This is a genomic window from Prevotella sp. C0026C3 (assembly GCF_056590795.1).
On the sequence record NZ_JBWPWW010000006.1, the window covers coordinates 77,429 to 92,064 of the forward strand.

Here is a 14,636-nt window from a genome sequence, read left to right on the forward strand (position 1 = left end):
TAAATCAAGTCTCTTTTAGGGGATGAGATTGCTACAAATAGAACTATGACAAAGTTTAAAAGAATACTGCTCAAATTGAGTGGTGAGAGTCTAATGGGCTCACAAAGTTTCGGTATCGACCCCGAACGTTTGGCAGATTATGCACGCCAAATTAAAGAAGTGCATGAGATGGGTGTACAAATCGGTATTGTTATCGGTGGCGGTAACATTTTCCGTGGTCTCAGTGGCAGTCAGAAAGGCTTTGACCGAGTAAAGGGTGACCAAATGGGAATGTGTGCTACGGTCATCAACTCGCTTGCATTAAGTTCAGCGTTGGGTGCTATTGGGGTGAAGACAAAAGTGCTTACGGCTATTCGTATGGAACCTATCGGTGAGTTTTATAGTAAGTGGAAAGCCATCGAATCAATGGAACAAGGATATGTTTGTATCTTCTCGGCCGGTACAGGCTCGCCTTATTTCACCACGGATACGGGAAGTTCGTTGCGTGGTATCGAGATTGAGGCCGACGTGATGTTAAAAGGTACGCGCGTGGACGGAATCTATACGTCAGATCCGGAGAAAGATCCTACAGCCACAAAGTTTACGGATATTACCTACGACGAGATTTATACACGCGGTCTTAAAGTCATGGATCTCACTGCAACTACGATGTGTAAGGAGAACAATCTACCTATCTATGTGTTCAACATGGATGTTGTAGGAAACTTGAAGAAGGTGATGGACGGCGAGCCTATCGGCACGTTGGTACATAATTAACGAAAAAGACGCACCTTTGAATAAAGGTGCGTCTTTTTTCATGATAAGGGATTAGGGGGAAAAGATGAGAAATTAAAAGTATACACTCTCTTTTGTTCTATTGTCCCCGGTTATGAATGGGAATCTCTTCAGGCTGTTTTAAGCTCACTCTCTTTGGAGAGGGGTATGGAGAGGTCTCTATTCCTCCTTAAAATCTACATATTCTCCCTCGTCTTTAGAGAATATTTTATGGTTGGCCTCGGCTGAAGTGCGATGGTCAACAACAGTTTCGCCTTTTTTGTTTGAATATGTTTGGCGTGTAGATGACGACGTTCTTGTTCCACTCGTATATCGCCCGTTCATTTGGTCTTGCATTCTTTTGGCAGACTCACGGAGCCGTCTAAAGAATGAATAAGCGATGAATACGAGGGCAAAAAGTCCTGCGACAAAAACGAAAAATATCAATTTGAGAATCACCATCTACTTCTTATTTTTAGCATTAATAATGGCCGACAAGATTACATACCACGCAATGATAACGGCAAAGGCCGATAATCGGAAGATAATCAGGATGGGTAGGCATGTGGCAAGGAAGATGTATTTTACTTCGTTACCTTTGTATTTCCACTGTTTGAACTTGAGTGCGAACATTGGAAGTTCTGCTATCAATAGCCAACTGCTCAAAGCTACCATGCCTAAAACGACGAATAGCATATACTGTGTAGACTCCAAGAAATTGCTCGCCCCTACTATCAGAGAGCCCCAGAAGAGGGCGTTGGCAGGCGTGGGTAGTCCGATGAATGAGGTGGTTTGCCGTTCATCCAAATTAAACTTGGCTAATCGTAGAGCCGAGAAAGCCGCCATGATATAGGCAGCATAAGGCAGCCAATCTCTTAAAGGTTCTAACCCTGCCGGATAGTCCATAATGTAGAGCTCATTGAAAACCATTGTAGCAGGAGCTACCCCAAATGTAATGTCATCGGCCAGTGAATCCAACTCTTTACCAATGGGAGAAGATACATGCAGTAGGCGAGCGCTCATACCATCGAAGAAATCGAAGACAGCTCCCATTACTATCCATGCCAGTGCCCATGTAGGCTGGCCGTCTAAAGCACATACGGTAGCGATGCAACCACAAATGAGGTTGCAACAGGTTATCGTATTCGGAATATTCCTTGTTATAATATTAGCCATAACTTATAATTGTCTTTTGCAAAGATAACGCAAATGAGTACAATGAAAACTAGTTTCCAAATTGTCGAGTGCAGATTATCTTATGCAAAGATAGTGGAAACGTGCATAAATGCAAAATTTATTCCATACTTTTGAGATGTAAGTAGTTTAATTGCAGAAAGCATTGAGATTTGGGCTTAGATGTGGCGTGAGGCATAAAAAAATGAAAAAGACGGAGATTCTAACAAATTTATACTAATTTTGTATTCAAATCAATATGGTCACGACGGACAGTCAGTAATGTTTCGCATCAAGAAATTAGATATATTCATTGCCAAGCAGTTTGGTATACTTTTTCTGGGTACTTTCTTTATCAGTCAATTTGTGCTGATGATGCAGTTCCTTTGGAGGTATATCGATGAATTAATAGGTAAGGGGTTGTCTATGGAAGTGATGGCTCAATTCTTTTGGTACATGGGCTTGATGCTTGTTCCGCAAGCTTTGCCGCTAGCCATTTTGTTGTCTTCGTTAATAACTTTTGGTAATCTTGGAGAAAGTAGTGAGTTGACTGCTATCAAAGCTGCGGGTATATCTCTGATGCAATCGTTCCGTTCGCTCATCTTTATTTCGGTATTGATTTGTATAGGTTCATTCTATTTCCAGAATAATGTGGGGCCAACGGCTAATATGAAGATTGCGCAGTTGTTGATTTCCATGAAGCAGAAGAGTCCGGAACTGGAAATCCCCGAAGGTGTATTCTATGATGGTATCCCTAATAGTAATCTCTTTGTGCAAAAGAAAAATATGGATACCGGTAAACTTTACGGCATTATGATTTATCGTATGACGGGAAGTTACGAAGATCAAGCTATCATCTTGGCCGACTCTGGGATGTTGCAGGCCACGGCAGAGAAGAAACATTTGCTGTTGACACTGTGGAGTGGGGAATGGTTTGAGAATATGCAGTCGGACGAATTTGGTAACTCCGCAGCTATACCTTATCGTCGGGAGAGTTTCATACAGAAACGTATCGTCATAGATTATAATGGTGATTTCAATATGACTGATGCTACAAGCCTTTCTAATAACGCGAGTAGTAAGAGTCTTTTGGAGATCAATCATGCTATGGATTCGCTGAACGCCAGATATGACAGTATCGGTAGGATGTACTATCGAGATGAAAAGCAAGGAGAATATGCGGCGATAACATTGTCGAAGAAGGATTCGCTTGCGGCTGTAAAACTAGCGACGACAGATAAAGTGGATATAGACACGGTGTTTAACAAGCTGTCTTTAGACAGAAAACAACAGGCTGTGTCGATGGCTTTGAGCAAAGTACAATCCAAAGTAAGCGATTTGAACTTTAAAAGTTTGGTGACAAGTGATGGTGATTACTTCATCAGACAGCACGAAATAGAAGCTATCAATAAGTTTACGTTGGCTCTTTCGTGTTTGATATTTTTCTTCATCGGTGCACCGCTTGGTGCCATTATCCGAAAAGGAGGATTGGGTATACCGGTCATCATATCGGTTTTGGTGTTCATTATTTACTATATCCTCGATAATTCGGGCTATCGTATGGCTCGTGGTGGAATGTGGGCTGTGTGGTTTGGTAAAGGATTGGCTCCCGCGGTCTTGACACCTGTGGCTGTGTTTGTGACATATAAGGCAAATAATGACTCAATGGTATTCAACTTGGATTTATACATAGAGTTCTTCAGGCGCTTGTTGGGTTTGCGTGTGAAACGGCATGTGTTTGCCAAAGAGGTAATCATTAATGACCCGGATTATGAAAAAGATAAAGAGCGACTTCGCCAAATTAGCCGAGATGCATCGCGTTATTCGTTGAATCATAATTTGCGTTCGGCTCCTCATGTGGTGAATGTGTTTTTCAAATACCAGTCTGATCATGAGATAGAACGTATCAGTGGGGAAATAGAAGAGGTGATAGAAGATTTGTCGAATACGAAAGATAAACATATTTTAGGGGCTATTAGTAGCTATCCGATTCTTTCAGTAAGGGCACATACGCGGCCTTTTGCAAGAAAATGGATGAATGCGGTTGCGGCCATTATATTCCCGGTGGGTATCGTTCTTTACCTGAGAATGTGGCGTTTCAGACTGCGTTTGTTGCGCGATTTGAAATTGATTATGAGAACGAATCAACTGGTGGTAAGCAGAATTAACGATTTGAAAAAGTAGAATCACATATACATATATATAATATGGAAGACTTCAAGCTGAGTAGCATTAAAGATGCTGTACAAGATTTCAAGGATGGCAAGTTTGTCATTGTTGTTGACGATGAAGATCGCGAAAATGAAGGCGACTTGATAATAGCCGCTGAAAAGATAACGCCTGAGAAGGTAAACTTCATGTTGAAGAATGCGCGTGGTGTGCTCTGTGCGCCTATTACGTTACAGCGTTGTGACGAGTTGGATTTGCCACGTCAGGTTGTAGATAATACATCGGTGTTGGGTACGCCTTTTACAGTGACCGTAGATAAACTGGAAGGATGCAGTACAGGCGTATCGACGCATGATAGAGCAGAAACTATCAAAGCCTTGGCCGATCCGAATTCGGCACCGCAAACATTTGGTCGTCCCGGTCATATCAACCCCTTATATGCGCAAGATAATGGGGTGTTGCGTCGTAGTGGACACACTGAGGCGGCTGTAGATCTGTGTAGATTGGCCGGACTGTATCCTGCCGGTGCGTTGATGGAAATCATGGAAGAAGATGGTACTATGGCTCGTATGCCCAGTTTGCAGCAGAAAGCTAAAGAATGGGGTATGAAGATCATTACTATCAAGGATTTAATAGCTTATCGACTAGAGAAAGAATCTAGTATTGAGGTGGGTGAAGAGGTTGATATGCCTACTGTTCATGGGCATTTCCGTTTGATACCGTTCCGCCAAACCAGTAATGGACTTGAGCATATGGCTTTGATTAAGGGAGAGTGGAAGGAAGACGAACCGGTATTGGTGCGCGTCCACTCTTCTTGTGCTACCGGTGATATTCTTGGTAGTCGTCGCTGTGATTGTGGAGAACAGTTGCACAAGTCTATGGAGATGATAGAAAAAGAAGGTAAAGGCGTGATAGTCTATATGCAGCAAGAGGGGCGCGGTATCGGTTTGATGAATAAGATTGCAGCCTATAAATTGCAGGAAGAAGGGTATGATACGGTAGACGCGAATATACACTTAGGTTTTAAACCCGATGAGCGCGATTATGGTTGTGGGGCTCAGATGCTGCGTCATCTAGGCATCCATAAGATGAGACTGATGACAAACAATCCTACCAAACGTGTTGGATTGGAAGCTTATGGGCTTGAAATAGTGGAAAATGTGCCTATCGAGATAGAACCCAATGAAAACGATTTGAAATATCTCAAAACCAAACGCGACAGAATGGGACATATACTCCATATAAAATAACAAATGACACAAAATCGAGATAAAAGTGTAAAAACTGTTACGAATTCTTCGCTGTAACAGATAATATGCGTACTTTTGCAGCCTAACGAATAAACTGTAGAATAAAATTATGGCACAATTATCTAATCGATTGAACCGTCTGGCACCATCGGCAACGCTTGCCATGTCGCAGAAGAGTAGTGAGATGAAGGCTCAGGGTGTTGATGTAATCAATATGAGCGTGGGTGAACCTGATTTCAATACGCCTGATCATATTAAAGATGCTGCAAAGAAAGCTATTGATGAGAACTACTCTCGATATTCTCCTGTTCCCGGATATGCTGACTTACGCAATGCTATCGTTGCTAAACTCAAGAATGAGAATAGATTGGATTATACTGTCAATGAAGTCTTGGTGAGCAATGGTGCTAAGCAGAGTGTCTGTAATACGCTGATGGCATTGGTCAATGATGGTGATGAGGTGATAATCCCTGCTCCTTATTGGGTGAGTTATCCGCAGATGGTGAAGTTGGCTGGAGGTAATCCTGTGATAGTGAATGCCGGCTTTGATCAGAATTTTAAGATGACTCCGGAGCAACTGGAGGCTGCCATTACCCCCAAGACACGTATGTTGATACTATGCTCTCCCAGTAATCCTACGGGAAGCGTGTATTCTCAGGAAGAATTAGAAGCCTTGGCAACTGTCATAAAGGAACATGAGGATTTGTTTGTGTTGGCTGATGAAATCTATGAGCATATTAATTATATAGGTGAACATGCCAGCATAGCGAAGGTAGATGGTATGAAAGAGCGTACCATCGTTGTGAATGGGGTGTCTAAGGCTTATGCTATGACTGGTTGGCGTATTGGATATATTGCTGCTCCGGAGTGGATAGTTAAAGGCTGCAATAAGTTGCAGGGACAGTATACATCGGGGCCATGTTCGGTGAGTCAGAAAGCTGCTGAGGCTGCTTATACGTTAGAACAGGGCTGCGTGGAAGATATGCGCAAGGCATTTGAGCGTCGCCGTGACTTGATTGTAGCATTGGCAAAGGATATTCCGGGTTTAGAGGTGAATGTTCCACAAGGAGCTTTTTATCTGTTCCCGAAGTGTAGTAGTTTCTATGGTAAGACGGATGGCGAGCGTACTATTCAGAATTCTACAGATTTAGCTATGTACTTACTTGAAGTCGGACATGTCGCAACAGTAGGTGGTGATGCTTTTGGTGACTCAGAATGTTTTCGTATGAGCTATGCTACTAGCGATGAGAATATTTGTGAAGCCATGAGAAGAATAAAAGGCGTGTTAGGTAAGTTGAAGTAATAATGCAATCTTGTTAAGAAATGTTGTAACGTAGAATATTCGTGCTCTATTCTTTATATATATAATGTGCTATTCAAGTGGAGTTTTAGACCAATTTGCTTTCGGCTTTGTATAAAGGGAGACATTTAATATACTATCTCGTTAAAACTTCTTAATTCGGTTTGTAGTTATTCATAAATGATTATCTTTGCGATACAAAAAATGGGTATTCCTACGTGGTTTTCCTACATTTGCTAACCATTGACACTAAATCGAACAAATATTATAAATTTTCAATAACTAAAAATTAATTTTTTAAAATTATGGCAACTACACAAAAAACAGCCACCCCTAAGAAGGGACAGGGCTTCCAAGGTATCAGAGCAGCATTCTGGATCATCGTAGCATGTTTCATTATTGCTATTTGTATCTTTAACTTTATTCTCGGTAATCCTGCAAACTTCGTAAATAACGATCCTTCAGGTGCCGTTCTTAATGGTAACTTGATGGGTACTATCTATAAGGGTGGTATGGTCGTTCCAATTATCCACACTTTGTTGCTTACCGTTCTTGCTCTTTCTGTAGAGCGTTGGTTGGCTCTTCGTACCGCTTTTGGTAAGGGCTCTTTGACCAAATTCGTTGCTAATATTAAGGCAGCTTTGAATGCTGGTGACTTCGCTAAGGCTCAGCAGGTTTGCGACAAGCAGAGAGGTTCTGTAGCTAATGTTGTTGCAGCTTCTTTGAATGCTTACAAGGAAATGGAAGCTACTAGTGGTATTAAGAAAGGTCAGAAGGTTGCTAAAATCCAGCAGGCTCACGAGGAAGCAACTCAGTTGGAGATGCCTACTCTTCAGATGAACCTTCCGATGATTGCTACTATCGTAACATTGGGTACATTGACAGGTCTTCTCGGTACTGTAACCGGTATGATCAAGTCGTTCGCCGCTCTTGCAGCAGGTGGTGGTGGTGACTCTCTTGCATTGTCAACTGGTATTTCTGAGGCCTTGATCAACACTGCATTCGGTATTTTGACATCTTGGTTTGCAGTAGTTTCTTATAACTTCTTCACAAACAAGATTGATAAGTTGACATACGCACTCGACGAAGTAGGTTACTCTATCGCTCAGACATACGAAGCAAACCACACAGAAGAGGCTTAATTTTTGCTAACCCTTTAAAATTTTATCGCTATGGGTAAAGTAAAAATTAAGAAGAGTGACGTTTGGATTGACATGACCCCTATGTCGGACGTGATGGTGCTCTTGCTGACTTTCTTCATGTTGACATCAACGTTTGTGAAGAATGAGCCAGTAAAGGTTGTAACCCCCGGTTCGGTATCAGAGATCAAAGTTCCAGAGAAGAACGTTCTGAATATCTTGGTTGATAAGACCGGTAAGATATTTATGAGTATGGACAACCAAACACAAATGATGGATGTACTTGCTGGTATGACCGGTCAGTTTGGTGTGTCATTGAATGGTGAACAGGAGAAAAAGTTCCAGAAAGATGCAATGTGGGGTGTTCCCATGGATAGATTGGGTGCTTATTTGAACTTAGAAACAAGTCAGATGGCTGCAGAACTTCCTAAGTTTGGTATTCCTACAGACAGTATCGAGGGCAAGAAGAGTGAGTTCCAGATGTGGGTAGAGCAGGCTCGTACTGCTAATCCTGATATCAAACTCGCTATCAAGGCCGATGAGAAGACTCCTTATAAGGTAATCAAGAAGGTAATGTCCGAACTTCAGGATATGAGTGAGAACCGTTACTATCTCATCACTTCTTATAAAAAGTTGGAGGACTAAGGCATGGCTAAAAAGAAAGAAAGTAGACAGAAGAAGATAAATATCCGTGTAGACTTTACGCCTATGGTGGATATGATGATGCTTCTTATCACATTCTTCATGCTCTGTACATCTTTGGCAAAACCACAGACGATGGAGTTGAGTATGCCAAGTAACGATAAGAACATTCAAGATGAAGACAAGTCGGTTACCAAGGCTTCACAGACGATTACTATCTATGTAGGTAGTGGCGACAAAATCTACTATGTAGAGGGTATGCCTAACTACAGCGATCCCAATACGTTGAAAGAAACCACATGGGGTGCAAAGGGTATTCGTAGTGTGCTCATCAATCATGAGACTGAAGACGGAACAATCCCTGTTCAGGCTATTATGCGTGCCAAGGCTAAACTCGACGCTAAAAAGTTGAACGAGCCTAATAAGTATACTCAGGAAGTTTACGACAAGGAACTTGCGAAGTTGAAAGCTGGTGAAGTTGATGGTGAGAAGATTCCTACTTTGACTATCATTATCCGCGCAACAGACGGTGCTTCTTATAAGAACTTGGTAGATGTTCTTGATGAAATGCAGATTTGCAGTATTGGTAAGTACGTAATCGACAAGATCAATCCTCAAGACAAGGAATTGCTTGACAAGAAGGGTGTGAAATAAGTCTTTTACGCAAATGATTTAAAACAAAAAGAAAATGTCAAAAATAGATTTAATATCTGGTGAATGGACCGATTTGGTCTTCGCTGGTAGAAACCAAGCTTACGGTGCATACAAGCTTCGTAAGGGGACTGCCAAGAGAAATCTTATCGCCATCGCTGCCGTTTTCGTTCTTGCCATCGTTGCTTTCTCTGCTATAGCTATTAAGAATATCGTAGATGAGAATGCTCGTAAGGTGGCTGCCACACAGGTAAACGAACTTTCTGCTTTGAATCAGCCTAAAAAACAGGCCGAGGTAAAGAAGAAGAAAATTGAAGTTGAACCTGAAAAGGTAGTTGAACGTGTAAAGAGTTCTATTAAGTTTACTCCTCCTGTAATCAAGAAAGACTCTGAGGTTAAGCCCGAAGAGGAATTAAAGACACAGGATCAGTTGATGCAGACCAAGACAGCTATTGGTTCGTTCGAGGTTAAAGGTAACGATGAAGCTGGTGGAGAGGTGTTGAAGGCTAAGGAAGTAATTGCTCAGCCTGAACCTCCAAAGCAGGAAGAGGAAAAAGTCTTTGAAGTCGTAGAGCAGATGCCTATGTTCCCCGGTGGACCTACCGCATTGCTTCAATACCTTAGCAGTAACGTGAAATATCCTGTAGTTGCACAGGAAAATGGTGTACAAGGACGTGTCGTTGTATCTTTCGTTGTTGAGAGAGACGGTTCTATCACAGATGTTCGTGTCGTACGTTCGGTAGATCCCTCACTTGATAAAGAAGCACAGCGTGTCGTACGTAGCATGCCTCGTTGGACCCCCGGTAAGCAGAATGGTTCAGCTGTGCGTGTGAAATACAATGTTCCTGTATCGTTCAAGTTGCAGAACTGATAAGTAAATGAAGAAAAGAGTATCTTACATATTCGTAGGATTAACACTACTGTCTGTCAGCCTTCTTGCTTCTTGTGGACAAAAGAAGCATAAAGGTGGCAGAACAGACACATATTCGTCAGGGGTGATTAGTTTCGCCTCTGACGAAAGTTTTAGTCCCATTATCGAGGAAGAGCGACAGATATTTGAGACTATTTATACTCAAGCAAAGGTAAAGCCCATTTATACTAACGAATCGGATGGTATGAATATGTTGCTGAAAAATAAGATTTGCTTGATGATTACAGCTCGTGACTATAAAGAGTCGGAATTAAAGAATTTAAGAGATCGCACTTTTATGCCGAAGGCTCTCAAGATTGCCTATGATGGTTTGGCTCTCATTGTCAACAAGGCAAATCCTGATACCTGCATAACTGTGAAAGACATAGCTCGTATCTTAAGTGGCAAAGTGACACAATGGAATCAGATTCATGCTGGTTCTAGGAGTGGGCAGATTACTGTTGTCTTTGATAATCGTAAATCTAGTGCCGTGCATTTTGCCGAAGATTCCATCTTAGGTGGTAAACCTATTGCCAGTCCGAATGTGTTTGCTACGCAGAAGACTGCTGATGTTATCAGCTATGTAGAGAAGACTCCCGGTGCTATTGGTATCATCGGAAGTAATTGGCTGAATGACAGTCGAGACACTACCAATCTTACTTTTAATAAGAATATTCGTTTAATGTCGGTAAGCCGTAAAGATAAAGCTACTCCTATGAATAGCTGGAAGCCTTACCAATATTATATATATAATGGAAATTATCCCCTTATCCGTACCGTTTATGCGTTGTTGAACGACCCTATTAACGGACTTCCATGGGGATTCGCTCATTTTTTGGCATCACCTAAAGGCCAGATGATTATTCTCAAGTCGGGTTTGCTACCTGTACAAGGGAATATTACCATTCGAGATGTTAATGTAAGCGAATAATAATGTGATGGATGTTACATTTAGTATTGTTATACGTCTAATAATTAGCATTCAATACTTGAATTAATAACAGTAAAAGAAGAAATTATGAAAGCAATTAAATACTTATTAGTCGGAGCATTGATGATAGGATTTGGTGCTCCTGTGATGGCTCAGAATGAGAAAGCTGCCATTGAGCAAGTGAATAAGATTCTTCAGTCTAACAGCCCTGATAAGGCTAAACAGATGAAGGACATTGTGAAGATGTACAAGAAGAATCCGGAGGTTCTTGTTGGTATTGGTCGTGCATATCTTGATATTCAAGACACGCTCAATGCTCAAGTCTATGCCGATATGGCTCTTAAACGTGACATGAAATATGGTCCAGCTTTCATTTTGAGTGGTGATATTCAGGTTATCAAGGACAATGGTGGTGCGGCTTCTTCTTGGTATGAGCAGGCTACATTCGTAGATCCGAAGAATCCCGAAGGTTATCGCAAGTATGCACAGATCAATAGTAAGGTTAGCCCTTCTTCTTCTGTGGCAATGTTGAATAAGCTTCATGAGAACCTACCCGATTATCCAGTAGATATTGTCTCTGCACAGATTTACGATAAGGCCGGTAATTTGAGCAAGGCTATTGAGTATTATGATAAGGTAGATAAGAACAAGATGGAAGCTACCGACTTGGTAAGTTACTCTTTGGATAACTTCCTTAAGGGTGACTTTGAGAAGAGTTTATCTATTTCTCAGTTCGGTAACAACAAGTTCCCACGTCATCCGGCTTTGAATCGTATCTCGTTCTTTAACCTTACCAACTTGAAGCGTTACCCAGAGGCTCTTACTTATGCTGACCGTTTGTTCAATCAGAGCGACTCTACTAAGATTACAGAGAGCGACTATCTCTATTATGGTTATGCTTATCAAGGTAACAAGGAGTATCAGAAAGCTATTGATATGTTTAGACAGTCTTTGGCAAATAACAAAGATAATGATGCCGATAAGTCTGACGCTTTGAAGAATATTGCAAGTGCTTACTCAGAGATGGGCGATATTGCTAATGCTACTAAGACTTATGACGAGTATCTCAAGACTTTGAAGCAGATTACAGCTATCGACTATAATGCGTTGGCTAACATGTATATGAATCAGGCTACCAAGACCACTGGTGCTGAACAGAAGGAAGCTTATGCTAATGCTGACCGAGTATTCGGTGAGATGGCAGAGAAGTTCCCAAGTGCAGCTGACTTCGCTACCTATCAGCGTGCTCATATCGGTTATGCTCTCGACCCTGAAACAAAGACCGGTGCGGCTAAACCTCATTATGAGAAGTTGATTGAAATCATTAAGAGTCATACCGAGAAAGGCGACCGTGACGATGCTCGTCTGTTGGAAGCTTACCAGTATCTAGGATACTATTATACGCTGAAGAGCGATAAGAGTACAGCAGATAGCTATTGGAACAAGATGTTAGAGATTGATCCTAACAATGAAACAGCTAAGCAAGCTCTTGGTAAGTAGTAAATTGAATTAATTCTTAAATAGATATATATCCTCAAAGGCAGCAATGCTTTTGGGGATTTTTTTGTCCATGTATGTGAGAGAACCGTTCGTCTCCCATGGCTTAATTTCTTGTATAAGGCTCGATGATGGGGAAGTCTTATCAGACTTTATCTCCGGTATATACTCATACCGGAGACTATCTTCGTTTAGCTCGACAGTTCCCGGCTATTCAAGGCTAGCCCTCCGGGCTATAAATCCCATTTGTTTGCGGATGTTGCATATTCCCTTTATGATGAAAAGAATTTCATAGGAAGCTATGCAAGGGTAGTTCTTTCAGTTTATAAATTTGATAATTTTATCGTCAATATGCTTGGAGCATTGGCTGCATATTGTTTGTTTCCAAAGAAGCCGTGCGTCAATGTACAAAGGACATTTGACACACAGCCTGCACTATTTTAAATTCGTCGAACTCACATTATTTTTCTACATTGCAATAACATTTAAGCAACATCTATCATATACCTATAACCTTACAACGCAAACCTGCTGGATTTGAATTAACGAAACAGGGACTGTTCATTCCTCGGGAATGTAGATAATCTCGCCATTCTCCAGTTGGTATGCCACACCCACGCGACGGCCTTTGTCGCCCTTGACATTCTGATTTTCCGACGGTGTGTAGCGATCTATCTGCTTGCCTTTCTTAGAGATGATTTCCATATTCTCCTTCCCAGGATTTTTCACCACGGTGAAATCCTCGGTGCTGAACATCTCGGTCATCTTGTAGTGGGTAACGAGTGCTACCATTAGTGCCACAGCAAAGACCATTGCTGCGTCGAAGAGGTTGCCCACTACGCTCATCGGGTCGTCGTCCTCGTCATGCCCAATTCTGATTGGTCGTCTTCTCATGATGGATTGTCGCTGTTTTCGTTCAACATATCGGCAATGTAGTTGAGCGCGCTCATGTCGCGTCTGTACCAGCGTTGCCTCACCGATTTGACCACGAAGCCTACTCCTCCTGCAAATAGTCCGATGACGGTAGTGGCAAACGCCACCTGCATATTGTATGCCATAGAGGCTATGTCGCCCGATGATAGTCCCACCAGTGCGGGACCCATTGGTATGAGTGTGCCCATGAGTCCTGTCATTGGCCCCATCTTGGCAAACATCTTAGAGGTTTCAAGTTCACGCTCCGCCATGCATTCGTATTCGTCGATTAGGTGGTTAATCTTGGCTGCGCTCCCTCGTTGCTCCACCATCTTTTCCATGTAGGTAACTATGGGTAGCCTTCCCTTCGGTAGGCGTTCGGGGAGCGTCATAAGATTATCAGCCGTGAGCGTTTTCATCTCTCTGTGTAGCATGACTCCGCTCTGTCGCATGGTGAGATACTGATTGAAGAATCCACCCAGCAATAGCAACGAGCGGAGGAAGAAGAATATGAGAATGAGGATAACGGGAACGAGGAGTCCCGACGAAATCCAATAGAGTATGTCTGTTATGTAATTCATTGTTTTATATCCGTTTGTTTTTTTCTATTCATTTGAATTATTTGTTGTTTGGTGCGCCACCGATACCACGCCATACCTGCCACTATCGATGTGGCTATAAGAACCAGCGTGCCGACGAGGGATTCGAGGTCGACGCTGTCGGTTCCCGTCACGGTTGTCTTGCCGTTAACCGTTGCCACGATGCCCATTAGCGCGATGAGCAGACTGCTGAGGAAGAGCAGTTCGAGGCGTAGGAAGGTTTCGGGCAGCAGGCGTTTCAGCGTATGTGTGAGCAACGGAATGGCTACGGCGAATACGCCACCCAGCGTCCATGCCACGAGCGAGAAGTCTTCGCCAGGAAATGCAAAGATGACTTTGACGAGAATCCCAAACATTGCCGGTACGACCATGATGCCGGGGAAGAAGCGTAGAAAGACGAGGAGCCAGTGTGCCCTACGACCCACCTGCCCCGATATTTCCATGTCGGTCGCCAGCAGGCAGAAGGCCATGGCTAACAATACATCGAGGTTGAGCAACACGGAGATGTCGCGCACCAGCTCGGTGTTGGTAAGCCAACCTGCAATCTGTGTAGACGACTGCAATATCGCGCCACGCCATGCCAGCCCAGTAAACAGCCATGCCGCCATCGCCGTGATGCCCATCTGCAACGGACGTACAAAAGTCTGTTTCAGCACGAAGCTGAAACAGACAAGTATGAAGAGTATGACAACTAAGGTTTCCATAGCGTC

At 42.6% G+C, this 14,636-nt stretch carries 15 protein-coding genes and 1 pseudogene; 11 read left to right on the forward strand and 5 right to left on the reverse strand.

The features are described 5' to 3' along the window. The first annotated feature begins 45 nt into the window (after positions 1–45). On the forward strand, positions 46–756 hold the full coding sequence (gene pyrH, locus AC1EK4_RS05480) for a UMP kinase (protein ID WP_480357329.1): 711 nt from the start codon (positions 46–48) through the stop codon (positions 754–756). 177 nt (positions 757–933) lie between these two features. On the opposite strand, the gene AC1EK4_RS05485 is transcribed toward pyrH, so the two are convergent. Together AC1EK4_RS05485 and pssA are read right to left on the reverse strand one after the other, a co-directional pair. Beyond that, positions 934–1,215 carry a DUF4834 family protein gene (locus AC1EK4_RS05485; protein ID WP_062433972.1) on the reverse strand — a complete coding sequence of 94 codons (282 nt, stop codon included), beginning with the start codon at positions 1,213–1,215 and terminating at the stop codon, positions 934–936. Next, entirely contained in the window at positions 1,216–1,929 is a 714-nt protein-coding gene (gene pssA, locus AC1EK4_RS05490) for a CDP-diacylglycerol--serine O-phosphatidyltransferase (RefSeq protein ID WP_480357330.1), read from the reverse strand. Between the two features lie 279 nt (positions 1,930–2,208). On the opposite strand from pssA, the gene AC1EK4_RS05495 reads away from it, so the two are divergent. The 10 genes and pseudogenes from AC1EK4_RS05495 to AC1EK4_RS05540 form a co-directional block, all read left to right on the forward strand. After that, positions 2,209–4,110 carry an LptF/LptG family permease gene (locus tag AC1EK4_RS05495; protein WP_062433977.1) on the forward strand — a complete coding sequence of 634 codons (1,902 nt, stop codon included), beginning with the start codon at positions 2,209–2,211 and terminating at the stop codon, positions 4,108–4,110. A gap of 23 nt (positions 4,111–4,133) precedes the next feature. Beyond that, the gene (locus AC1EK4_RS05500; protein ID WP_062433981.1) at positions 4,134–5,345 is read left to right on the forward strand and encodes a bifunctional 3,4-dihydroxy-2-butanone-4-phosphate synthase/GTP cyclohydrolase II; all 1,212 of its coding nucleotides are present in this window, start codon (positions 4,134–4,136) and stop codon (positions 5,343–5,345) included. A gap of 109 nt (positions 5,346–5,454) precedes the next feature. Next, positions 5,455–6,648, forward strand: coding sequence for a pyridoxal phosphate-dependent aminotransferase (locus AC1EK4_RS05505; RefSeq protein ID WP_480357332.1), 1,194 nt, complete (start codon positions 5,455–5,457; stop codon positions 6,646–6,648). 302 nt (positions 6,649–6,950) lie between these two features. Continuing rightward, positions 6,951–7,787 carry a MotA/TolQ/ExbB proton channel family protein gene (locus AC1EK4_RS05510; protein WP_036896313.1) on the forward strand — a complete coding sequence of 279 codons (837 nt, stop codon included), beginning with the start codon at positions 6,951–6,953 and terminating at the stop codon, positions 7,785–7,787. 30 nt (positions 7,788–7,817) lie between these two features. Then, positions 7,818–8,429, forward strand: a complete 612-nt coding sequence (locus AC1EK4_RS05515; protein WP_036896312.1) for an ExbD/TolR family protein — start codon at positions 7,818–7,820, stop codon at positions 8,427–8,429. Positions 8,430–8,432: 3 nt separating this feature from the next. After that, entirely contained in the window at positions 8,433–9,080 is a 648-nt protein-coding gene (locus AC1EK4_RS05520) for an ExbD/TolR family protein (RefSeq protein ID WP_036896311.1), read from the forward strand. Positions 9,081–9,114: 34 nt separating this feature from the next. Continuing rightward, positions 9,115–9,948: an energy transducer TonB gene (locus tag AC1EK4_RS05525; protein WP_062433987.1), complete on the forward strand. Its 834-nt coding sequence runs from the start codon at positions 9,115–9,117 to the stop codon at positions 9,946–9,948. Between the two features lie 7 nt (positions 9,949–9,955). Next, a complete protein-coding gene (locus AC1EK4_RS05530; protein WP_036896308.1) occupies positions 9,956–10,918 on the forward strand; it encodes a PstS family phosphate ABC transporter substrate-binding protein in 963 nt (320 codons plus the stop codon). Between the two features lie 87 nt (positions 10,919–11,005). Then, a complete protein-coding gene (locus tag AC1EK4_RS05535) occupies positions 11,006–12,418 on the forward strand; it encodes a tetratricopeptide repeat protein (RefSeq protein ID WP_036896306.1) in 1,413 nt (470 codons plus the stop codon). 327 nt (positions 12,419–12,745) lie between these two features. Further along, positions 12,746–12,859, forward strand: a pseudogene (locus tag AC1EK4_RS05540) (IS982 family transposase); the annotation flags it as partial. A gap of 117 nt (positions 12,860–12,976) precedes the next feature. Here the strand turns inward: AC1EK4_RS05540 and AC1EK4_RS05545 are convergent. From AC1EK4_RS05545 to AC1EK4_RS05555, 3 genes are read right to left on the reverse strand one after another with little or no spacing between them, the layout of a single operon-like run. Continuing rightward, positions 12,977–13,309 carry a DUF2149 domain-containing protein gene (locus AC1EK4_RS05545; protein WP_062433990.1) on the reverse strand — a complete coding sequence of 111 codons (333 nt, stop codon included), beginning with the start codon at positions 13,307–13,309 and terminating at the stop codon, positions 12,977–12,979. Further along, the gene (locus AC1EK4_RS05550; RefSeq protein ID WP_480357334.1) at positions 13,306–13,908 is read right to left on the reverse strand and encodes a MotA/TolQ/ExbB proton channel family protein; all 603 of its coding nucleotides are present in this window, start codon (positions 13,906–13,908) and stop codon (positions 13,306–13,308) included. Before AC1EK4_RS05550 ends, AC1EK4_RS05545 begins: the two co-directional genes overlap by 4 nt. Next, a complete protein-coding gene (locus tag AC1EK4_RS05555) occupies positions 13,905–14,630 on the reverse strand; it encodes a hypothetical protein (RefSeq protein ID WP_480357335.1) in 726 nt (241 codons plus the stop codon). The genes AC1EK4_RS05550 and AC1EK4_RS05555 overlap by 4 nt, the downstream gene beginning before the upstream one ends. Positions 14,631–14,636 lie beyond the last annotated feature (6 nt).